We start from the raw sequence: 20870 nt of genomic DNA, 5'->3' as shown, positions 1-20870 counted from the left end.
CCGCGTGCAGAGCGTGCTGTTCGCCAACTGCGGCTCACTGCCGGCAGGTCTCGAGCTCATCCCCGAGGCATCCATCACCGACGGCGCGCTCGACATCGTCATCTTCCAGCCCAAAGGCCCGCTGGGGTGGGTCTTCGTGTGGCGCCGCGTCGCGTGGGACAACAGCTTCCTGCGGCGCTTCCGCGCCGGCCGGCGCGTGCTCGCGCTGCGCACGAAAGACAACGCGGTGCGATACTCCCGCGGTGCGGGCATCGAGCTCGCGACGCATGAGGCGCAGCCGGTGCAGCTCGACGGCGACGAGTTCGGCGAGGCCGTGTCGGTCAAGACCCGCGTCGAGCCGGGCGCCCTGACGATCGTGGTGCCGAACGGCCACTCGACCGACGGGCTCTGACCGCAGAGCCCGCCGGGTGCGCGGCATCCGTCCGCCCTTCGACGACTCCGAGACGGCAGGCCCGGACGGCGGCGACTGAGCACCGCCGTCCGGGCATCATCCTCTGAGCGTCAGCGCCCCGAGCGCAGGCCTCCCACGTTGCCGGGGGGCCCGTCGACGGGCAGCACCAGCTTCGAGGCGAGCACCGCGTCGCGGTGCACGGTGAGGTGCGGTGCCGGCTCGACCTCGGTTCGCATGCTCTCGCGCACGTCCGCCCCTGTGATCGTCACGCGAAGCCGGTGGCCCTCGGGGAAGACGTACGACGTCGGCAGCAGGTCCACGCGCATGGTCCGCGGCTCACCCGGCTCGAGCGCCTCGTAGTCGGCCTCCGTGCCGCGGTACCACGGCGTGCCGAGCACATCCCACGGCGAATCGCCGGTCGCGCTCAGCGCCGCCCTGACTCTGCCGTCCGTGACGATCCGGACGGATCCATCGGGAGCGACATCCTCCAGGTAGACGAAGACGTTCTGATCGGGAGCCGTCGACGACAGCGTGAGCTCGAGTTCGGGATGACCGGTCACCTCGACGGCCGAAGTCAGCACCTCGGTCGTGTAGGTCAGGCCGTGCTCGTCCTGCGGACATGTCTGCCCCAGTCCGACCGGCGCGGGGCATGTCAGCGTGTAATCGACCTGGTACTCGTCGGCGCCACCTCGCCCCCGGGGGTGATCGAGGCCGAGCGTGCCGTCATTGACCGACTCGACCGTGCCGCTGCGCCCCTCCGCCAGGTAGAGCGAGGCCTCGTGCGAGCGACTCGGCCAGACGTCGGACTGGCGCCACTCGCTCTGACCGTCACCGTGCTCGACGAGCCAGGTGTAGGCCGGCTCATCCATGATCCCGTTCTCGACGCCCTTCAGCCAGTAGTCGAAGAACCGGTGCCGCTCGGCCACGATGTCGAAGCCGTCCGAACCGCAGTGTCCCCACGGGCCGACCAGCACCTTGTGCGGGTTGGCGAGCGAGGCGGCGCTCACGAGCACCTCCTTGCGGAAGTCGTCCTGCCAGCCGTCCCAGCTGTACAGCGCGGCACCCGACCGCTCGATCGCGTCGCGATACGTCGCGACGCTGTACTCCTCCCAAGGCTGAGTGCCGACCGCATCCACGTAGCTGTCGCGGAACGGCGCCGCGCGCCACATGTCGCGCAGCGATGTGTTCGCCTGATGCTCGAGCGCGGCCTGACGCAGCAGTGCGCCATCGTCGTCGCCGTCGACCGGAAGGTTCGTCAGATCCTGCTCGAGCGTGCGGTTGGGCCCCACGCCCCAGTTGGCGCGGATCCCTCCACGGTTGAAGCCGTCGAACTTGTGGAACGAGTAGTTGCCCGCGAAGACCGCCTTCAGGTGCGGCGATCCGGCGGTCGCCGCGTGCATCGCCGCCTCGCCGGTGTTCGAGCAGCCGAACACCCCGATCCGGTCGGTCGACCACGACTGATCCTCGAACCACTCCATGACGTCGTGGGCGTCGCGTGCCTCGGCCCTCGGGTGGTAGCCCCGCATGGTGCCGAACGACGCGCCGTTGCCTCGTCGGTCGACGAAGGCGACCACGTAGCCGTGCTTCGTGAGCTCCGCCATCCCGCTCTCGACGCCGGCGAGCCGCACCGCGCCGGATGCGCTGACCGACGCCCGGCTGAGCTGGTGCTCCCACACCACCGGATGCGGCGTCTGCACCGCCACCCCGCTCACGGCCGGCCGGTACACGTCCACCGCCAGGCGCGTGCCGTCGCGCATCGGCACGTACTGGGACTCGCGCACCCATTCGTCGTAGATCTCGGGAGAATACCCCTCGTACACGCCCGGTTCCGAGACCCGCTCGTCTGCGACGGCCGGAGCCGTGGCGAGCGTCGCGCCGGCGACGGCGAGGGCCGCCACCCCCGCCGCCCACATCCGTCTCGTCCGTGCTCGCGTGGTCCGTGCTCGTGCCCTGATCATGCCGCCTCATCTCACCGTCGAGAGTCAGGAATCTCCGACCCGGATGGGACGAAGGAATATCAGTCTGGTTGATATTCCTGGACATGGTCAACCCCCGGCGGGGCGTGGTTCCCAACGAAGACGCCCCGCCTGGGCGCGCGGCATCCGTCAGCCCTTGACTGCTCCGCCCATGCCTGCACTGTTGAGGAAGATCCGCTGGAACAACAGGAACAGCACAACCGGGATGACCGTCGAGATCGCCAGGGCCGCGAGGAAGACATCCAGCTCGATGAACTGCTGGAGCTGCGGCAGCCGTACGGACAGCGGCTGGATCGCCGGGTCCTTCAGCACCAGCAGCGGCCACAGGAAGTCCTTCCACGCCGCGATCACCGCGAACACCGACACGACTCCGACGATCGGCCGCGACATCGGCAGCACCACCGACCAGAACAGCCGGTACGGGCCGGCGCCGTCCATGCGAGCCGCCTCGAAGACCTCGCGCGGCAGCGAGTCGAAGAACCGCATCACCAGCAGCACGTTGAACGCGTTCGCCCCCGCCGGCAGCCACACCGCCCAGAAGGTGTTGATGAGGGATTGACCCAGCAGCGGCGGTTGCACGATCGTCAGATAGAGGGGAACAAGCAGCACGATGCTCGGCACGAACAGCGTCGCCATGACGAGCCAGACCACGAGCTTGCCGTACCGCGGTCGCAGCACCGAGAGCGCGTAGCCGGCCGTCGTGGCGACGAGCACCTGCACCAGCCACACCCCGAGCGCGATCACGACGGTGTTGAAGAAGTACTTGTCGATCTCGACGCGCGTCCAGGCCTCACCGAGGTTCGCCCAGTCGATCCCGTTCGGCCACAGAGCCAGTGGCTGGCGCAGCGTGTCCTGCGTCGGTGTGACGGCCGACTTCGCGAGCCAGAGGATCGGGCCGAGGCCCACGATGATCAGCGACAGCAGCAGGATCGCGTGGGTCACGCGTGTGGTGGCGCGCACACGGCGACGGCCCCAGTCGGCGGTGGACAGGATGCCGCGATCGGCGTCCGCGACCGCCTCGCGGCGCCTGCGGGCCGGCGTCTCGACCGCGCTCACGAGGTGCTCCAGGACTTCGTGAGCCGGAAGTACACGGCGGAGAAGATGGCCAGGACCACGGCGAGCATGATGCTCAGCGCGGTCGCGGCGCCGTAGTCGCCGCCCAGGCTGTTCTGGAACGCGTACTTGTAGATCAACATGAGCACCGTCATGGTCGAGTTGGCGGGGCCGCCCGCCGTGAGCAGGAACGGTTCGAGGAAGACCTGCGCCGTGCCGATGATCTGCAGGATGAAGGTGACCAGCAGCACGCCTCGCAACTGCGGGATGGTCACGTGCCACACCTTGCGCCACACCCCCGCACCGTCCACTTCGGCCGCGTCGTAGAGCTCCGGCGCCACCCCGATGAGGGCGGCGAGGTAGATGATGACCGTGCCGCCGGCGGCGGACCACGTCGCGAACAGCACGATCGACGGCATCGCGGTGGCCGGATCCTGCAGCCACGGCAGCGGGGCGACGCCGAACCAGCCGATGATCGTGTTGAACACGCCGTTCGGCGACGCGTCGTAGAAGAACTTCCACAGCAGCGCCCCGACCACCGGCGGCACGATGACCGGCAGATAGGCGAGCGCGCTGTAGAGCCCGCGACCACGGCGGACCTCGCTCATCAGCACCGCGACCACGAGCGGGATCGGGTAGCCGAGAAGGAGTGCGAGCAGCGCGAACCACAGAGTGTTCATCACGGCCGTGCCGAGCAGCGGGTCGTTGAGCACGGTCGCGAAATTCTCGAGCCCGACCCATTCGGCCGGCGCGATGAGGTTCGTCTGCTGGAACGCCATGACCGCCGCATCCACGATCGGCTTCCACGAGAACAGCACGAAGCTGAACAGCAGCGGGATCAAGAAGACGAGGGTGTGCGGCCCGTCGCTGCGGAACCAGCCGGACATGCCGCGCGGCCGGCGCGGAGCTTGCGCCACCCGCTCGATGGTCTCGAACGTGTCGGCGGCAGAGGGCGGTGCCGTCATCGGCGTCAGCTGCGTCATGGCGGGTCCTGTCGTGTCGTTCCGGACGATGGCGCGGTGCGGTCTCCCGGGGCGCGGTGACGCGTCCCGGAAGACCGCGCCGGGCTACTCGGCGGCTGCTTCGTAGAGCGCCTCTGCCTGCGCCTGGACATCGGCCAGGAGGGCGTCGATGTCGGCGTTCTCGTCGGTCAGCACCGCCTGCACGACGGTGTCGAGCAGGGCGTACACGTCCTGCGTCGCCACGCGGGGCTCAGCGATGAGCGGCTGGTCGAAGATCGCATCGGTGTACGGCGCCATCTGCTCGACGGGCACGTTCACGAACGGCGCGATCCAGGCCTGGTACTGCTCGTACTGCTCCTGATCGAAGATCGGCAGCTCCGGCGCGCCGACGGGCTGGTCGAGGGATGCCGCGAGCTCCGCGGTCTCGACGACCGTGTCTTCATCGGCGAGCTTGGCAAGGTAGTAGAAGTCGATCCACTTCACGGCCGCCGCCTGCTCGGCCTCGCTCGCCTTGGGGCTCACCGCGGCGAGCGTCCCGCCGCCGAGCAGCCCCGGGTCCTCGCCCTGCAACGGCAGCACGGTCAGTCCGTAGTCGTCCGGGTTCAGGGCGTTCTGCGTCAGGAGGTTGCCGTAGTTCCCTCCGCCCGACACGTACATGCCGATGCGCCCCGATGCGAAGTCCTGGTTGATCGTGCCCCAGTCGTAGAGGAAGTTGGAGCCCATCGAGTTGTCGCTCCACCGCAGGTCGTGCAGGTACTGCAGCACCTCGGCGACAGCCGGATCCGAGTCGATCGTCGGTGCAGTGGCGTCACCGTTCTCGGTGCGCCCACCGAACGCGTTGACGAGCGTCGTGAGGATCCAGCCGCCGGTGTTGCCGGACGTCATCGTCGCGTAGCCGGCCTGCCCGGTGGCATCCGCGATCTGCTTTGCGGCCTCGCGCACTTCTTCCCACGTCGCCGGCGGGGCGTCCGGGTCGAGACCGGCCTCCTCGAACAACGCGCGGTTGTAGTGCAGACCCTGGCCGTAGGCGGCGATCGGCACGGCCCACTGCGCGCCGTCGTCGGATTGTCCGGCCTGCGCGATGTTCGGGTTGAACTGGTCGGCGTACGGCAGCTCGGCGACGAGCGCCGAGATGTCGGCGATCTGCTCGTTCGCGATCAGCCCGCGACCGTCGGTGAACGGGATCGGGAAAACGTCGGGCAGCGTGCCCCCGGCGAGGTCGGTCGTGAAGGTGGGCGCGGTCCAGGTGTACTCCTGAGCCTCGACGGTGATGTCGGGGTTGGCCTCTTCGAACGCCTCGACACGGGCGTCGAAGTTGTCGCGGGCCTCCTTCTCGAGCCCCGCGTCGATGGCGACGGTCAGGGTCACGGTGCCGTCGGCCTCGCCGCCGGGAGCGGCGCAGCCGGCGAGCAGCGCGGCCGCCGAGGTGAAGGCGAGCGCGCCGAGGGTGGCGCGTCGGGTCGTGGACGTCATTGTCTGGTCCTTTCGGTTTCTGCTGTGTTGTTGGTGGTGGGGGTGTGGGACTCAGACTTCGAGCCACACGGTGGAGTCGGGGGGCAGCGCCGCACCGGAGCCGGCGAGCGACGACATCGGTGTGCTCGCCAGCTGCACGCGGCGGTGGGCGGGGAGCGGCACCGGCACGGGACCGAGATTCGTCATCGAGACCGTCCGCTCGCCGCGGCGGAAGGCGAGCACGTCGGCACCGAGTTCGAGCCAGTGCAGTCGGTCGTCGCGCAGATCGGGGTTCTCGCGCCGGATCCGCAGCGCCGCCCTGTAGAGCGACAGCATGGATGCCGCGTCCCGCGCCTGCGCGTCGACCGTGAGGTCTGCCCAATCCGGCGGCTGGGGCAGCCACGTGGCGACGTCCGGATCGGGGCCGAAGCCGTACGGCGCCCGGGTTCCTGCCCACGGCAGTGGCACGCGGCATCCGTCTCGTCCCGGATCCACCCCGCCGGACCGGAAGTGCATCGGGTCCTCGATGACGTCTCGCGGGAGTTCGACCTCGGGTAGACCGAGCTCGTCGCCCTGGTAGATGTACATGCTCCCCGGCAGCGCCGCGGCGAGCATCGCGGCCGCACGAGCGCGCGCTGTGCCGCGCGCGAGGTCGGTCGGCGTCCCGAAGCGCTTGCGGGCGAACGCGAACGCCGAATCTGATCGCCCGTAGCGCGTCACCGGACGCGTGACGTCGTGGTTCGACAGCACCCACGTCGCCGGCGCGCCCATCGGCTCGTGCTCGGTGAGCGTGCGCTGGATCGATCCGCGCAAGGCGGTCGCACTCCACGGCTGGGTCATGAAGTCGAAATTGAAGGCGGTGTGCATCTCGTCCGGCCGCAGATACCGCGCGAATCGCTCGGCGTCGTCGAGCCACACCTCGCCGACGAGCACGCGCGTGCCGTCGTACTCGTCGAGCACGCGTCGCCAATCGCGGTAGATATCGTGCAGTTCGTCACGGTCGAGGTGGGGGTGAGTGCCGGGCGCATAGGACGAGCCGTTCAACGGCGGCAGCGCCGGATCCTTCACCGGCAGCGCCGCCGAGTCGATGCGGACGCCGGCGACGCCCCGGTCGAGCCAGAACCGCAGGATGTCCTCGTGCTCACGACGGACGTCCGGGTGGTTCCAGTTGAGGTCGGGCTGCTGGGGTGTGAACAGGTGCAGGTACCACTCCCCCGGAGTCCCGTCCGGGTTCGTCGTGCGCGTCCACGTATCGCCCTGAAAGCTCGACACCCAGTTGGTGGGCATCTCATCGCCGTTCTCGCCCTTGCCCGGGTGGAACCAGAAGCGCTCCCGTTCGGGACTGCCGGGGCCTGCGGCGAGCGCGGCCTGGAACCAGGGATGCTGATCCGAGATGTGGTTGGGAACGATGTCGATGATGGTCCGGATGCCGAGCGCCAGAGCATCCTGGATCAGCAGCTCCGCCTCCTCCAAGGTGCCGAAGCGCGGGTCGATGTCGCGATAGTCCTGCACGTCGTAGCCGCCGTCGGCCATCGGGCTCGGGTACCACGGGTTGAACCAGATCGCGTCGACGCCGAGGCCCTTGAGGTAGGGCAGCCGCTGCCGGACGCCCGCGAGATCACCCGTGCCGTCGCCGCTCCCGTCGGCGAAGCTGCGCACGTACACCTGGTAGATGACGGCGGACCGCCACCACAGCGGGTCGTCGGTCGCGGGGACCGCGCGGCTGTCGCGGGCAAGGACCTCGGTGTCCACGGAACTCCTCATCGTCGATGGCAAGACTCGATGAGGAGAATGTATTGTGACGGGCGATGTCACGCAAGTCTTGGACAGATTCACGCAAGATTATGATCTTGTCACGGCCTCTCGGAGACGCGAATCGGCCACGCCTCCGAAGGGGCGTGGCCGATTCTTCGCGTCAGCTTTGGATACGGATCAGGCCGCGACGGGGCCGGTCGACGCACGCAGCACGAGTTCGGGCTCGAACAGCAGCTCGTCGCCGGCCTCGGTCGTGCCGGCGATCTGCGACAGGAGCAGGTCGATCACGGTGCGGCCCATCGACTCGATCGGCTGGCGCACGGTGGTCAGGGGCGGCTCGGTGCAGCTCATGAGGAACGAGTCGTCGTACCCGACGACGCTGACGTCGGCGGGCACGCGCAGTCCCGCCCGTCGCGCCGCGCGCACGGCGCCGAGCGCCAATGGATCGCTCGCGCACACGATGGCGGTCGCGCCGGCGGCGAAGAGACGGGATGCCCCGGCCTGGCCGGACTCGAGCGAATACAGGCCGCGCACCACGACGTCGTCCTCGAGCGGCGAGCCGAGGCGTTCGAGCAGCCGGCGCGCGGCCGCGAGCTTGCGCTGCGATGGCACGTGGTCGAGGGGTCCGAGAAGCATGCCGATGCGGCGGTGCCCGAGTTGGTGCAGGTGCTGGATCGCCTGCTCGGCGGCCGCAGCATCATCGGTCGACACCGTGGCGAAGTCGAGGGCGTCGATGCGCGCGTTGACCAGGACAGCCGGGAGGTTGACCTGCCGCAGACGCTCATAATGCTCGTGCGCGGCATCCGCCTGACTGTAATTCCCACCGAGGAAGATGACGCCCGAGACCTGCTGAGCGAGCAGCAGATCGACGTAGTCCGACTCGGTGATGCCGCCCGCGTTCTGCGTGCACAGCAGGGGCGTGTAGCCGTTCTGCGTCAGGCCCCCGCCGATGATCTCGGCGAGCGCCGGAAAGATCGGGTTCTGCAGCTCGGGCAGCACCAGCCCGACGAGCCGGGCACGCTCTCCCCGCAGCTTCGTCGGACGCTCGTACCCCAGCACGTCCAGCGCCGTGAGCACGGCCTGACGCGTAGCATCCGACACCCCGGGCTTGTCATTGAGCACACGACTGACGGTCGCCTCGCTCACACCGACCTTGCGCGCGACCTCGGCAAGACGCTTCGACATGCGGCTCAGTTTACGCAAGAACTTGCAGGATTCCGCAAGGGGCTGCAGGCGCGGCACGCAGGCACGCCGTTCGGCCCAGGAACGGATTCCACCGGCTTACGAGCATTCGCGCGAATGGAATTCTGCAGCCGGCAGCGCGGTTGCGGGCATGCAGGACCACAATCGGAATCATCGGTGCAGGACACATCGGCAGCGCGCTCGCCCGCGCATTCTCAGGAATCGGCTACGACGTCGTGATCTCGAATTCACGAGGCCCCGAGACGCTTGCGGACCTCGTCGCCGACCTCGGACCGAAAGTGTCAGCCGCGACGGCAGCCGACGCCGCAGCGGCTGCCGACATCGCGGTGGTGACGGTGCCGGTCAAGGCGCTCCCCGAGGTGCCGGTCGCACCGCTGGCGGGAAAGATCGTGCTCGACACCAACAACTACTACTTCGAGCGCGACGGTCACATCGAGTCGCTCGACCGCGGCGAAGAGACCGTTTCGCGCCTTCTCCAGAAGCATCTGCCGACCTCCAAGGTCGTAAAGGCGTTCAACCACATCCACTCATACGAGATCACCACCGCCGGCCACCCGGCCGGCGACCCGAAGCGCCGTGCGCTCGGCACCTCGAGCGACTTCCCCGAGGCGATCGAACTAGTCACCGGAATCTACGACGCGCTCGGCTACGACACTGTGAACCTTGGCCCGCTCGCCGAGTCCTGGCGCATCGAGCGCGACCGCCCCGCGTATGCCCCCCGGCCAGACCGCCGACCAGCTACGCGAGAACCTCGCCCTGGCGAACCGCGTCCTCTGATCCGGAATGCGGATGCCGGGGCGCACGGTTGCATTCGACGATGAGTACCGCAGCCTCCGCCCCGGCCCTTTCCATCCTCGACCTCGTGCCGGTGCGCACCGGTCAGACGAGCGCGCAGGCGGTCGCGGCATCCCTCGAGCTCGTCGTCCGCGCCGACGAGCTCGGATACCGCCGCTTCTGGTTCGCCGAGCACCACAACATGCCGGCCGTCGCGTCGACGACGCCACCGGTGCTCGCGGCCGCCGCCGCCGCGCGGACCTCCCGCATCCGGCTCGGGTCCGGCGGTGTGATGCTGCCGAACCACTCGCCGCTCGTGGTCGCCGAGCAATTCGCGGCACTCGAGGCCATCGCGCCGGGCCGCATCGATCTCGGAATCGGACGTGCGCCCGGCTCCGACCCGGTCATCACGCAGCTGCTGCGTCAGAGCGGCACCACGAGCGACGTCGAGCGCTTCCCCGAGAACGTGCGCGACATCGCCTCGCTCGTGTCGTCCGAAGGCGCGTCGCTGCGGTTCACGAGCGGCGGCACCTACGAGGTGCGCGCGACGCCGTCAGCCACGACAACGCCCGAGGTGTGGCTGCTCGGCTCGAGCGACTACTCGGCCCAGCTCGCGGCATCCTTCGGACTGCCCTACGTCTTCGCGAACCACTTCTCGGGTGAGGGCCTGGAGCGGGCCCTCGAGCTGTATCGCACCCAGTTCCAGCCCAGCGAGACCCTCGCCGCGCCTCGCACGTTCCTCACCGCGAATGTCCTGGTCGCCGCGACCCAGGACGAGGCCGAAGCGCGAGCGTTGCCCAACCTGCGGATGACTGCGCGCCTGCGCACCAACAAGCCGCTCGTGCCGCTCGAGACCGTAGAGGAGTCGATCGCCCGCGCCGACGAGTTCGCCGGGCTCGGCGAGACGTTCATGACCGCGGCGCGTGCGAAATGGTTCGTCGGCACGGCCGAGGCCGTGGCATCCGATCTCCGCGACTTCGCCGCGCAGCACGGCGTCGACGAGGTGATGATCTCGCCGATCGCGGGTTCGTACGAGACCGAGCCGATGGATTCCTCGCCCGGCCGGCTGCAGACGCTCGAGCTGCTCGCCCCCTTCATGGCCTCATAGGTCAGCGGAGCGGGATCATCCGGAAGGTGCAGGCTCGGGACTGGGGGACGCCGTCGACGACGCCGCGGTCGCACGCCGGAGGATGACGCCGCGCAGCGGTACCCGTCGTGCTACTCCTGCACCTCGGGCTCGCCCGAGATGAGCCCGCGCAACCAGTCGCGCGCTTCGACGAAGACGTCGTCGGAGTACCGCTCGGGGTAGTGCACCACCGCACGGTCGGCGCGGGGGTACGAGCCGAGGAAGATCACCTTCGGGCTGAAGCGGCGCAGCCCCAGCAACGCGTCTGCCATGCGCTCGTCCTCGATGTGCCCGTCGGCGTCGATCACGAAGCGGTAGCGGCCGAGCTCATCGCCGATGGGCCGCGACGCCAGCAGCGACAGGTTGATGCCGCGGGTCGCGAACTGCTCGAGCATCTCGAGCAGGGCGCCGGGGTGGTCGTCGGGCAGCTCGACGATGAGCGAGGTCTTGTCGGCGCCGGTAGGAGGCGGCGGCGCCACCGTGCGGCTGACCAGCACGAAGCGGGTCACGGCGTGCGGATTGTCGCCGATGTTCGAGGCGAGCAGCTCGAGCTCATGATGCTCGAGGATCCCGGGAGGCGCGATCGCGGCATCCGCGTCGCTGGTCCCGTCGATGAGGCCCATCGCGCTCGCGACGTTGCTGGCGGCAGGCACATGCGAGTGCGCCGGAAGCGTGCGGGTGAGCCACTGCAGGCACTGCGCGTAAGCGACCGGGTGGGCGGCGACGAGTGACACGTCATCGATCCGCGCACCGGGCCGGCCGACCAGCACGAACTCGACGGGCACGAGGTACTCGCCCACGATCCGCAGCCCCGGCACGGTGGCCAGCGCGTCCTGCGCGGTCGAGACGCCGCCGTCCACGGAGTTCTCGATGGCGATCATCGCGGCATCCGAGCGTCCGTCGACGACATCGGCCAGGGCCTCGCCGACGTTGCGCACCGGCCGCCAGTCGTGCCCGCGCGCTTCGGGCACCTGCGCGAGCGCCGCCTCGGTGAACGTGCCTGCGGGGCCGAGGTAGCTGTAGGTGCGGCGGACGGGAGCGGGGGCGTGCGCGGCGGGGGCCTCGGAAGTCACGCGTGCCAGCCTAGCCACGTGCCCGGCCGCCGGGGCCGCGGCCTGCGCGCGAGGCCCCGGCGCGCGGCTCGACGGGTGGAGCGTGATGGGCGCCCGAGCGCAGGCTGCGTGGTGGAGTGCCCGGACCGATCCGCGTGTTCCCGCGGGCAGCGCCGAGCGGTCCAACGATTTCCACCTGCTCCCGGGCACGATTCGTCGGGGCGCCACACGCAGCCCCCGTCTCCGACGATGCGCCCGGCCACGAGGAGAGGCAGACTGGAAGGCATGACTCGTGCAGGACAGCCGGCCGAAGCATCCGACCTCATCGACGTCGACGAGGTGATCGCCGCCTACTACGACGTCGCGCCGGATCCGGACGTGCCCGAGCAGCGCGTCGCGTTCGGCACCAGCGGCCACCGCGGCTCGAGCCTGTCGGCGAGCTTCAACGAGACCCACATCCTCGCCACGACCCAGGCGATCGTCGACTACCGCCGCGCCCAGGGCATCGAGGGGCCGCTGTTCCTCGGGCGCGACACTCATGCGCTGTCGCTGCCGGCCGAGCGCAGCGCCGTCGAGGTGCTCGTGGCCAACGGCGTGGACGTGCGCGTCGACGCACGCGACTCGTGGGTACCGACGCCCGCCCTCAGTCACGCGATCCTGACCTACAACAGGGGGCGGGATGCTGGCGACCCCGGCCGCGCGGACGGCATCGTCGTGACCCCCAGCCACAACCCGCCGCGTGACGGCGGGTTCAAGTACAACCCGCCGAACGGCGGACCCGCCGATACCGATGCCACCGGCTGGATCGCGGACCGCGCCAACGCGCTCATCGCGGCGGGGCTCGACGGCGTGGCGCGCACGCCGTTCAAGGATCTCGACGGTGACACGATCGGCGAGTACGACTTCCGCGACGCCTACGTGCGCGACCTGTCGAACATCATCGACGTCGAGGCGATCCGCCGCTCGGGCGTGCGGATCGGAGCGGACCCGCTGGGCGGGGCATCCGTCGACTATTGGGCCCTGATCGCCGAGGTGCACGGTCTCGACCTCACCGTCGTGAATCCCGACGTCGACCCGACGTGGAAGTTCATGACGCTCGACTGGGACGAGAAGATCCGCATGGACCCGTCGTCGCCGTCGGCGATGGCGGGGCTCATCGGCCGCCGCGACGAGTACGACATCCTCACCGGCAACGACGCCGACGCCGATCGGCATGGCATCGTCACGCCCGACGCCGGGCTCATGAATCCCAACCACTACCTGGCGGTCGCGATCGACTACCTGTTCTCACACCGCGACGGGTGGCCGACGGATGCCGCGGTCGGCAAGACGCTGGTCAGCTCGATGATCATCGACCGGGTCGCGTCGTCGCTCGGCCGGCCGCTGCTCGAAGTGCCGGTCGGGTTCAAGTGGTTCGTTCCCGGTCTGCTCGACGGCACCGTGGCGTTCGGCGGCGAGGAGTCGGCCGGTGCGTCGTTCCTGCGCACCGACGGCTCGGTGTGGACGACCGACAAGGATGGCATCCTGCTGTGCCTGCTGGCGGCCGAGATCCTGGCTGTGACCGGCAAGACGCCTTCGCAGCGCTACGCCGAGCTCGAGTCCGAGTTCGGGGCTTCGGCGTACCAGCGCGTGGACGCCCCGGCGACACCCGCCCAGAAGGCGGCGCTCGGCAAGCTCTCGCCCGACGCGGTCACCGCGACCGAGCTTGCCGGCGAGCCGATCACCGCAAAGCTCTCGCACGCGCCCGGCAACGGCGCGGCGATCGGCGGGGTCAAGGTGCAGACCGAGCACGCGTGGTTCGCCGCACGCCCCTCGGGTACCGAGGACGTCTACAAGCTGTACGCCGAGTCCCTGCGCGGCCCCGAGCACCTCGCACAGGTGCAGGAGGAGGCCCGCGCCGTGGTGACCGAGGCGCTCGGCGCCTGACCGCGAGCCGTCGCGAATGGCCGCTCGGACTCCGGCGTCGGCGGCCATTTGCGACGGTTCGGCGCATCAGTCAGACGGGAAGCGTTTTCCGTCCGGCTCGGGCACAATAGGCGCATGGCAGATATCGCGCTGCGCGCCGATGACACCGAGCTCTCCGTGACGGCCGCCGGCGTCGACATCGCCCGCTACGCGTTCGACCCGGGCGGTGCGGCATCCGAAGGTCCGAAGCCCGTCCTTCACCCGTTGCGCGCGCTCGACGGAGCGCCGCTCACCGCGTTCCGCCCGTGGGACCACCGCTGGCACAAGGGCCTGCAGATGACGTGGACCCACGTGTCGGGCGAGAACTTCTGGGGCGGCCCGACCTACCAGCGTGACACCGGCTACAGGCTGCTCGACAATGTCGGGCGCATCCGGCACGACGCCTTCACGACTGTCCGGGACTCCGGCTCCGAGGTCTCGTTCGCCGAGCAGCTGACCTGGATCACGCGGGCCGGTGACGAATGGCTGGCCGAGACGCGCAGCCACCGATTCCACGGCGTCGACACCGACCGCGGCCTATGGCAGCTGGACTTCGCCACGACGCTGCGCAACGTCTCCGACCGCGCGCTCGAACTCGGCAGCCCGACGACGCAGGGCCGGCCTCGCGCCGGGTACACCGGTTTCGTGATCCGGATGCCTCGTGCCTGGACGGGCGGCCGGGTGCTCGCCGGCGGGCTCGCCGACGACGCCGGCGCCGACGCCGTGATGGGCTCGAGCGCTCCGTGGGTGGCGGTCTCGGGCGACCACGACGAGTTCGACGGCGGAGGCACCGTGCTCGCCTTCGCGGGCACGTCCACCGGGGCTCCTCCGATCAGGTGGTTCGTGCGCAGCGAGCCGTTCCCCATCCTCGCGCCCTCCCCCTCTTTCGATGAGGTGATCGTGCTCGAACCCGGCGACTCCGTCTCACTGAGCCACCGTCATGTGTTCGGCGACCGCATCTGGACGCCCGACGAGACGCGCGCGCTCGCGGCGGAGCTGGCGCCGTGACCGCGCCGCTCTTCCCCGGCGGGGTGGCCGTGAGCAGGCTGCAGGTCTACGACTGGGAGGCGCAGGACGGTCTGCGCGGCGGTTCCCCGCACCTGCACACCGCCTCGAGCGAGGGCTACGTCGTGACCAGTGGCTCCGGCGAGGTGCACACGGTGTCGACTGCGGGGCGCGGCATCCATCGTCTGGAACCCGGCGAGGTCGTGTGGTTCTCTCCCGGCACGGTGCACCGGCTGGTGAACCACAGCCGGCTCGAGCTCGTCGTGGTCATGCAGAACGCCGGGCTGCCGGAGGCGGGCGACGCCGTCATGACCTTCCCGTCCGACGTGCTCGACGACCCCGAGGCCTACGCGGCCGCCGCGACGCTCCCCGCCGAAGGCACCGACGACGAGCGGGCCGCCGCAGCGCGCGCCCGCCGCGACCTGGCCATGCGCGGGTATGGGGAGCTGCTCGCCGCGCTCGAGGAGCGAGGTCCGGCCGCCCTGACCGAGCTGCACGAACGCGCGGCGCGGCTGGTGCAGCCGAGGGTCGAGCGGTGGCGGCGATTGTGGGCCGCGACGGTCGAGGCCGAGACGGCGCGCACGCGCGACGCGCTGACGCGCCTGGCAGACGGGATGCCGGGCCTCATGGCCGACGCCGCGGTCACACGCGGCGACCGCGACGACGGCCCGCACGGGTTCGGCATGTGCGGCCGCCTGCAGACCTGGGAGTGGCCCGTTCCGCCTCTGCCCTGACCTGGTCGGACGGGCGTACGTGTAGCCTCAGCACCACAGGGTCACCGCGGCTCTCAAAGGAGCGAAACCCATGGGTGACAAATCCACGCGCAAGGAGGGCGGCAAGACCGCGCCCGCCAAGACGCTGAAAGAGAAGCGCCTCGCGAAGGCCGACAAGAAGGCGGCCAACAGCCGCGCGGCCGACAGCGACGCGATCACCAACATCAAGAAGCGCTAGTCCGCACCGGGGACGCGGCCGGCTGGCACCCATCCGCGAGGCCGCTCCCCCGGTAAGCGCCTACCATGGCGAGCATGAAGCGAGCCGGGATCCGCGACGTCGCCCAGCGCGCCGGCGTGTCGATCAGCACCGTCTCGAACGCGCTGAACCGGCCCCACATGGTGAGCGAGAAGCTCGTCCAGCGCGTGCGGTCCGCGGCCGACCAGCTCGGCTACGTGCCGCTTCAGGCGGCTCAGCAGTTGCGGGCGGGCCGAAGCGGGCTGCTCGGCATGACGGTGATCAACATCGCCAACCCGTTCTTCGCCGACATGGTGGCCGGCGCGGAGGATGCCGCATCCGCTGCCGGAATGCGGGTGCTGGTCGGCAACTCCAGCGACGACATCGGCAAGGAACGCGACCACCTCGAGCTGTTCGAGCGCGTGCAGGTCGAGGGCGCTCTGGTGAGCCCGTTCGGGCCCCTGCAGCCGTGGCTGCAGCGGTTACGCGGGCGCGGCATCCCGGTCGTCCTCGTCGACGCGGTCGACGACGCCGGGGAGGTTCCTTCGGTGTCGTTCGACGACGTCGCGGGCGGGCGGCTCGCCGCCGAGCACCTGCTTGCCGCCGGCCGGCGCCGCCTGGCCTTCGTCGGCGCGCGCGAGGAAGTCCGCCAAGTGCGCGAGCGTCTGCACGGTGCTCGTCTGGCCGTCGCGGGACACCCGGATGCCGGCCTCGAGCTGATCTGGACCGAGCGCACCACGTCCGACCTGGGGCGGGCGTTCGGCGAGCAGCTGGCAGCGCGCTCGCCGGCGGATCGGCCCGACGGACTCGTCGTCTCGAACGACCACCTCGCCATCGGTCTCGTACACGGCCTGATCTCGGGCGGCGTCCGCGTGCCCCGGGACGTGGCTGTCGTCGGGTACGACGACATCGAGTTCGCCGCGCTCGCCGCGGTGCCGCTCACGTCGGTGCGCCAGCCCGCCCGCGAGATGGGCCGCACGGCGGCCGAGCTGCTGCTCGCTCGCATCGCCGGAACGGCCGGGCCCGACCTCGGCAACATCGTGTACCAGCCCGAGATCGTCGTGCGCGAGTCGACGACCGGCCACACCGGCCGCTGACGGCGCGCCCTTCGCTCTAGAGTCGCGCACTTTGCCCCGCGCGTCGGCGATCGCGCACACGGCGCGCGACTCACGTGGCCGGACGGCGTGCCCCGTCAGCTGACCAGCTGCGACCCGAGCGCCTCGCCGTCGCCGTCGCGACGCTCTGCCGCCCGCAAGGACCAGCCGACGAACGAGGCGATGCGCCGCGCGCCGCGCTCGTGGAAGTGGGTGTCGTCGGCGAGCCCGTCGGGCCAGGCGGAGTGCTGGCCGGGGGCGAAGTGGCTGAGCAGGGTGCGGGATGCCTCCGGTCCCAGGTCCTCGTAGAGCCACGTGGTGAATGCGGTGAGGTCGATGAGCGGCGCGTCCAGCTCGTGGGCGAGGTCGCGCACCGCATTGGGGTAGTCGCCGTGCGTCGGCGTGACCCGGTCGCCGTCGAACCAGCGCCGCTCCGTCGAGGTGCACAGCACGGCGACGGCGCCCCGCTCGCGCGCCTGCAGGACCATTCGCTCGAGGCGGTCGCGATAGCCGCCGCGCGACGCGAGCAGCCCAGGGTTCTTCTGATCGTTGTGGCCGAACTGGATGACGACGGTGTCGCCGGGCTCGACGCCACCGAGCAAGCGATCCCACGAACCGTCCGCAAGGAACGACTCGGTCGTCGCCCCGCCGTAGGCGAGGTTTCGCACCGGCGCGCCGACGACGGGTTCGATGTAGGAACCCCAGCCGGTCATGGGCAGCTCCTCGGGCTTGGCGGGCGCGACCGTCGAGTCGCCGGCGAGATGGTACGTCACGAGCAGAACCTCCAGAGGCGGGCGGAAGCGGCATCCGTCGCTACCATGTCATCATGACGCAGAAAGCGTTTACCGGCACGATCCGGATCGCACAGCAGCCCCGCCCCGCCCGCTCGGTGCTGCGTCTGCTGGCGCGCCGCCCCGGACGTATGACTGTGGCCATTCTCGCCTTCTCCCTGAAGGAGATCCCGCTGTGGTTCCTGCCGGTCGTCACCGCCGAGATCATCGATCTGGTCGCCACCGGCGGTGAGGTCTCGACGGTGCTGGTCTGGTTCGCGATCGCGGCGGCGCTGCTGATCCAGAACTACCCGAACCACATCGTCTACACCCGCAACTTCATGACGGTGGTGCGCGACACCGGCGCGGACCTGCGCAACGCCCTCGCCGCGCGGCTGCAGAGCCTCTCGATCGGGTACCACACCCGGGTCAGCGCGTCGATCGTGCAGACCAAGGTCGTCCGCGACGTCGAGAACATCGAGCTCATGCTGCAGCAGGTCACCCATCCGCTGCTGTCGTCGGCGATGGTGCTCATCGGCGCCATCGCGATGACCGCAATCGCCGTTCCGGAGTTCCTGCCGGTATACGCCCTCGCGGTGCCGATCGCACTCGTGCTGCGGTGGGCGCTCAGCCGGCGGTCCCGCATGCGCAACGAGGTGTTCCGCCGCGAAGTCGAAGGCTTCGCCGCACGGGTCGGCGAGATGGCCTCGCTCATGCCCGTCACCCGCGCACACGGGCTCGAGCAGACCGCCGTCTCGCGCGTGTCGGCCGGCGCCGACGGCGTCCGCCGTGCGGGCCTGCACCTCGACATGCTGAACGGCCACGTCGCCTCGATCTCGTGGGTCACGATGCAGTTGCTGGGGCTCGGATGCCTCGTGCTCGCGGCGGTGTTCGCGCTCACCGGCATCCTTCCCATCACTCCGGGTGAGGTCGTGCTGCTGTCGACCTACTTCGCACTGCTGACGCAGGGCCTGACCCAGCTGCTGATGCTCATTCCTGTCGGCGCGCGGGGGCTGGAGTCGATGCGGTCGATCGCCGAGGTGCTTCAGGAGCCTGACCTCGAGCAGAACGCCGGCAAGCGCGCGGTCTCGTCGGTGACCGGACACGTCGAACTGGAGCACGTGTCGCACCGCTACGAAGGAGCGGATCGGGATGCCGTGCACGACGTGTCGCTCGACATCCCGGCCGGTCAGACCGTGGCGTTCGTGGGTTCGTCGGGGTCGGGCAAGTCCACGATGCTCAATCTCGTGCTGGGCTTCGTGCGCCCGACGTCGGGCCGCATCCTCCTCGACGGCGCCGACATGCAGGACCTGGACCTGCGCACGGTGCGTCGCTTCGTGTCGGTGGTGCCGCAGGAGTCGGTGCTCTTCGAGGGGACCATCCGCGAGAACATCGCGTACGGCCTCGACGACGCCGACGACGACCGTCTGCGTGAGGCTCTGCGCGACGCGAACGCCGCCGAGTTCGTCGACACGCTGCCCGAGGGCTGGAACACCGTGGTCGGCGAGCGCGGCGCCCGTCTGTCAGGAGGCCAGCGCCAGCGGCTGGCGATCGCGCGAGCGCTCGTGCGCGACCCCCGCATCCTCCTCCTCGACGAGGCGACCTCTGCGCTGGACCCCGAGTCCGAGGAGCTCGTCAAGGGGGCGCTGAACCGGCTCATGGCCGGCCGCACGACCCTCGTCGTCGCCCACCGGCTCTCGACCGTGCGCCAGGCCGACCGCATCGTCGTGCTCGAACACGGCCGGATCGTCGAGGCGGGCGCGCACGACGCGCTCCTCGCGGCCCCCGGCCGCTACGCCCATCTCCACGCGACCCAGTCCGGTTCCGGCAGCCCGCCCTGACAGCATCCGCCGCCCATCACCCACCGCCGCGCTACCCTTCCCCATCGCGACGCCCTCCGTTTGCCGGATCCGGAAACCGGATCTCGCGCGCGTTGCCAGAGCGCCGCGCCGCTCCACCGTCGGAAACGCGCGGAATGTCCGGTTTCCAGATCCGGCAAAGCCGCGGAGAGAGCGACGGGATAGCGCTTACCCGCGCAACCGAATACCCTGGACGAACGGATGCCTCGGGCCGGGGCATCCGTTCGTCCGCACTTCTAGGGAGCCCTCGTGTCCGACACCCTGCGCTGCGCCATCGTGGGCACCGGCGCGATCGCCCACGCGCACGCGAAGGCGATCGCCGCTTACCCGCACGCCGAGCTGGTGGCCGTGAGCGACCTGTCGCCCGAGTCGGCCCGCGCCTTCGCTGAGGAGTTCGGCGGTCCGGCGGTCTACGACGACCTCGGCGCGCTGCTGGCGACCGAGCGTCCCGACGTCGTACACGTCTGCACGCCGCCGGTCGCGCACCGCGACCAGTCCGTCGCGGCATCGGCGGCGGGTGCCCACGTCATCGTCGAGAAGCCGCCGGCACCGAGCCTGGAAGAGCTCGACGACATGCGAGCGGCAGCCGCGCGCGCCGGGCGCGAACTGGTCGTCGTGTTCCAGCAGCGCACCGGCACAGCGGCGGCTCACGTCAAGCGGCTCCTCGACGACGGCGCGTTCGGTCGCCCGCTCATCGCGCAGTGCCAGACGCTCTGGTACCGCAATGCCGCGTACTTCGAGGTGCCGTGGCGCGGCAAGTGGGAGACCGAGGGCGGCGGCCCGACGCTCGGGCACGCCATCCACCAGATCGACCTGCTGTCGTTCCTCCTCGGCGAATGGGAGAGCGTGCAGGCACGACTGTGGCGCCTCGACCGCGAGACGCAGACGGAGGATGCCTCGACCGCGACGGTCGCGTTCGCCAACGGTGCCATCGCGTCCGTCGTGACCAGCGCGGTGTCGCCGCGCGAGACGAGCTCGATCCGCATCGACACGCAGCGCGCGACCATCACCGTGGATCACCTGTACGGGCACGGGCACGACAACTGGCGCATCACGCCGGCGCCGGGGTTCGAGGACCTCGCCGCGGAGTGGGCGCTGCCCGACGTCGAGGAGCCGAGCGGCCACGCCCAGCTGATCCGTGATGTGTACGACGCGCTGCGCGCCGGCACGCCCTTGCCTCCGGTCGGCGACGAGCCCGCCCGTTCGTTCGAGCTCGTCGCCGCGATCTACGCGTCCGCGGCCGAGGAGGGCGCACCGATCACGCCCGCACGGCTGGCCTCGCATCCCACTCACCGTCGCGGCTTCGCCAGTCCGGTGACCGACCGCCGCTGAGCCGCGCGCGCACTCCACCGACGACTGAGCCCGGCCCCGAGCGGCGGCATCCGTCCCACCGATTCTCCTGTCGAGCGCAGGGCGGGGCAGGGCAGGGCAGGGAGGGCCGGCAGGGACGGTAGTCGTGCAGGGCAGGATCGGATGCCGCCGGCAGGTCGACCGCGCCGCGAGGAC

The 20870-nt window shown here is 70.3% G+C and carries 17 protein-coding genes and 1 pseudogene; 10 read left to right on the top strand and 8 right to left on the bottom strand.

The features are described 5' to 3' along the window. Positions 1-391: diacylglycerol/lipid kinase family protein (locus ACLKM7_RS19410; protein ID WP_436448944.1), on the top strand; the 391-nt coding region annotated here is incomplete at its 5' end. A 110-nt stretch (positions 392-501) separates the two neighbouring features. Here ACLKM7_RS19410 and ACLKM7_RS19405 read toward each other — a convergent pair. The 6 genes from ACLKM7_RS19405 to ACLKM7_RS19380 all read right to left on the bottom strand — a co-directional run bounded on the left by ACLKM7_RS19405 (position 502) and on the right by ACLKM7_RS19380 (position 8774). Then, positions 502-2289 carry a CocE/NonD family hydrolase gene (locus ACLKM7_RS19405; protein ID WP_436448943.1) on the bottom strand — a complete coding sequence of 596 codons (1788 nt, stop codon included), beginning with the start codon at positions 2287-2289 and terminating at the stop codon, positions 502-504. A 207-nt stretch (positions 2290-2496) separates the two neighbouring features. Then, positions 2497-3423, bottom strand: a complete 927-nt coding sequence (locus ACLKM7_RS19400; protein ID WP_436448942.1) for a carbohydrate ABC transporter permease — start codon at positions 3421-3423, stop codon at positions 2497-2499. Beyond that, positions 3420-4403 carry a carbohydrate ABC transporter permease gene (locus ACLKM7_RS19395; protein WP_436448941.1) on the bottom strand — a complete coding sequence of 328 codons (984 nt, stop codon included), beginning with the start codon at positions 4401-4403 and terminating at the stop codon, positions 3420-3422. The genes ACLKM7_RS19400 and ACLKM7_RS19395 overlap by 4 nt, the downstream gene beginning before the upstream one ends. An 84-nt stretch (positions 4404-4487) precedes the next feature. Continuing rightward, complete coding sequence (locus ACLKM7_RS19390; protein ID WP_436448940.1) at positions 4488-5855, bottom strand: extracellular solute-binding protein; 1368 nt, start codon at positions 5853-5855, stop codon at positions 4488-4490. A 51-nt stretch (positions 5856-5906) separates the two neighbouring features. After that, entirely contained in the window at positions 5907-7598 is a 1692-nt protein-coding gene (locus ACLKM7_RS19385; protein ID WP_436448939.1) for a glycoside hydrolase family 13 protein, read from the bottom strand. 168 nt (positions 7599-7766) lie between these two features. Further along, positions 7767-8774, bottom strand: coding sequence for a LacI family DNA-binding transcriptional regulator (locus tag ACLKM7_RS19380; protein ID WP_436448938.1), 1008 nt, complete (start codon positions 8772-8774; stop codon positions 7767-7769). 140 nt (positions 8775-8914) lie between these two features. Here ACLKM7_RS19380 and ACLKM7_RS19375 point away from each other — a divergent pair. Then, positions 8915-9569 (top strand): annotated as a pseudogene (locus ACLKM7_RS19375) (NADPH-dependent F420 reductase). Between the two features lie 40 nt (positions 9570-9609). Further along, the gene (locus ACLKM7_RS19370) at positions 9610-10674 is read left to right on the top strand and encodes an LLM class flavin-dependent oxidoreductase (RefSeq protein WP_436448937.1); all 1065 of its coding nucleotides are present in this window, start codon (positions 9610-9612) and stop codon (positions 10672-10674) included. Between the two features lie 110 nt (positions 10675-10784). Here the strand turns inward: ACLKM7_RS19370 and pheA are convergent, their stop codons facing one another. Then, entirely contained in the window at positions 10785-11765 is a 981-nt protein-coding gene (gene pheA / locus ACLKM7_RS19365) for a prephenate dehydratase (RefSeq protein ID WP_436448936.1), read from the bottom strand. Positions 11766-12029: 264 nt separating this feature from the next. Between pheA and pgm the strand changes: the two genes are divergently transcribed. The 5 genes from pgm (at position 12030) to ACLKM7_RS19340 (ending at position 16738) form a co-directional block, all read left to right on the top strand. Beyond that, on the top strand, positions 12030-13670 hold the full coding sequence (gene pgm, locus ACLKM7_RS19360) for a phosphoglucomutase (alpha-D-glucose-1,6-bisphosphate-dependent) (protein WP_436448935.1): 1641 nt from the start codon (positions 12030-12032) through the stop codon (positions 13668-13670). A gap of 114 nt (positions 13671-13784) precedes the next feature. Then, a complete protein-coding gene (locus ACLKM7_RS19355) occupies positions 13785-14696 on the top strand; it encodes a PmoA family protein (RefSeq protein WP_436448934.1) in 912 nt (303 codons plus the stop codon). Next, entirely contained in the window at positions 14693-15427 is a 735-nt protein-coding gene (locus ACLKM7_RS19350) for a cupin domain-containing protein (protein ID WP_436448933.1), read from the top strand. Before ACLKM7_RS19355 ends, ACLKM7_RS19350 begins: the two co-directional genes overlap by 4 nt. 70 nt (positions 15428-15497) lie before the next feature. Continuing rightward, positions 15498-15644 carry a hypothetical protein gene (locus tag ACLKM7_RS19345; RefSeq protein WP_168911712.1) on the top strand — a complete coding sequence of 49 codons (147 nt, stop codon included), beginning with the start codon at positions 15498-15500 and terminating at the stop codon, positions 15642-15644. 74 nt (positions 15645-15718) lie between these two features. After that, positions 15719-16738 carry a LacI family DNA-binding transcriptional regulator gene (locus ACLKM7_RS19340; protein WP_436448932.1) on the top strand — a complete coding sequence of 340 codons (1020 nt, stop codon included), beginning with the start codon at positions 15719-15721 and terminating at the stop codon, positions 16736-16738. A 95-nt stretch (positions 16739-16833) separates the two neighbouring features. Here the strand turns inward: ACLKM7_RS19340 and ACLKM7_RS19335 are convergent, their stop codons facing one another. Then, positions 16834-17508, bottom strand: coding sequence for a rhamnogalacturonan acetylesterase (locus ACLKM7_RS19335; RefSeq protein WP_436448931.1), 675 nt, complete (start codon positions 17506-17508; stop codon positions 16834-16836). A gap of 53 nt (positions 17509-17561) precedes the next feature. Between ACLKM7_RS19335 and ACLKM7_RS19330 the strand changes: the two genes are divergently transcribed. Continuing rightward, the gene (locus ACLKM7_RS19330) at positions 17562-19346 is read left to right on the top strand and encodes an ABC transporter ATP-binding protein (protein ID WP_436448930.1); all 1785 of its coding nucleotides are present in this window, start codon (positions 17562-17564) and stop codon (positions 19344-19346) included. A 267-nt stretch (positions 19347-19613) separates the two neighbouring features. Beyond that, positions 19614-20696, top strand: coding sequence for a Gfo/Idh/MocA family protein (locus ACLKM7_RS19325; RefSeq protein ID WP_436448929.1), 1083 nt, complete (start codon positions 19614-19616; stop codon positions 20694-20696). Positions 20697-20870 lie beyond the last annotated feature (174 nt).

Source organism: Microbacterium sp. I2, from assembly GCF_051364985.1.
Taxonomy (GTDB): Bacteria; Actinomycetota; Actinomycetes; order Actinomycetales; family Microbacteriaceae; genus Microbacterium.
The sequence above is the reverse complement of the archived record's forward strand: the minus strand, read 5'-3'. Positions and strand labels throughout refer to the sequence as shown.

Coding starts and splice junctions, on each gene's coding strand:
- ACLKM7_RS19380 (WP_436448938.1), bottom strand. CDS start 8,774: ATGTCGAAGCGTCTTGCCGAGGTCGCGCGCAAGGTCGGTGTGAGCGAG.
- ACLKM7_RS19395 (WP_436448941.1), bottom strand. CDS start 4,403: ATGACGCAGCTGACGCCGATGACGGCACCGCCCTCTGCCGCCGACACG.
- ACLKM7_RS19370 (WP_436448937.1), top strand. CDS start 9,610: ATGAGTACCGCAGCCTCCGCCCCGGCCCTTTCCATCCTCGACCTCGTG.
- ACLKM7_RS19355 (WP_436448934.1), top strand. CDS start 13,785: ATGGCAGATATCGCGCTGCGCGCCGATGACACCGAGCTCTCCGTGACG.
- ACLKM7_RS19345 (WP_168911712.1), top strand. CDS start 15,498: ATGGGTGACAAATCCACGCGCAAGGAGGGCGGCAAGACCGCGCCCGCC.
- ACLKM7_RS19390 (WP_436448940.1), bottom strand. CDS start 5,855: ATGACGTCCACGACCCGACGCGCCACCCTCGGCGCGCTCGCCTTCACC.
- pgm (WP_436448935.1), top strand. CDS start 12,030: ATGACTCGTGCAGGACAGCCGGCCGAAGCATCCGACCTCATCGACGTC.
- ACLKM7_RS19340 (WP_436448932.1), top strand. CDS start 15,719: ATGAAGCGAGCCGGGATCCGCGACGTCGCCCAGCGCGCCGGCGTGTCG.
- ACLKM7_RS19330 (WP_436448930.1), top strand. CDS start 17,562: ATGACGCAGAAAGCGTTTACCGGCACGATCCGGATCGCACAGCAGCCC.
- ACLKM7_RS19385 (WP_436448939.1), bottom strand. CDS start 7,598: ATGAGGAGTTCCGTGGACACCGAGGTCCTTGCCCGCGACAGCCGCGCG.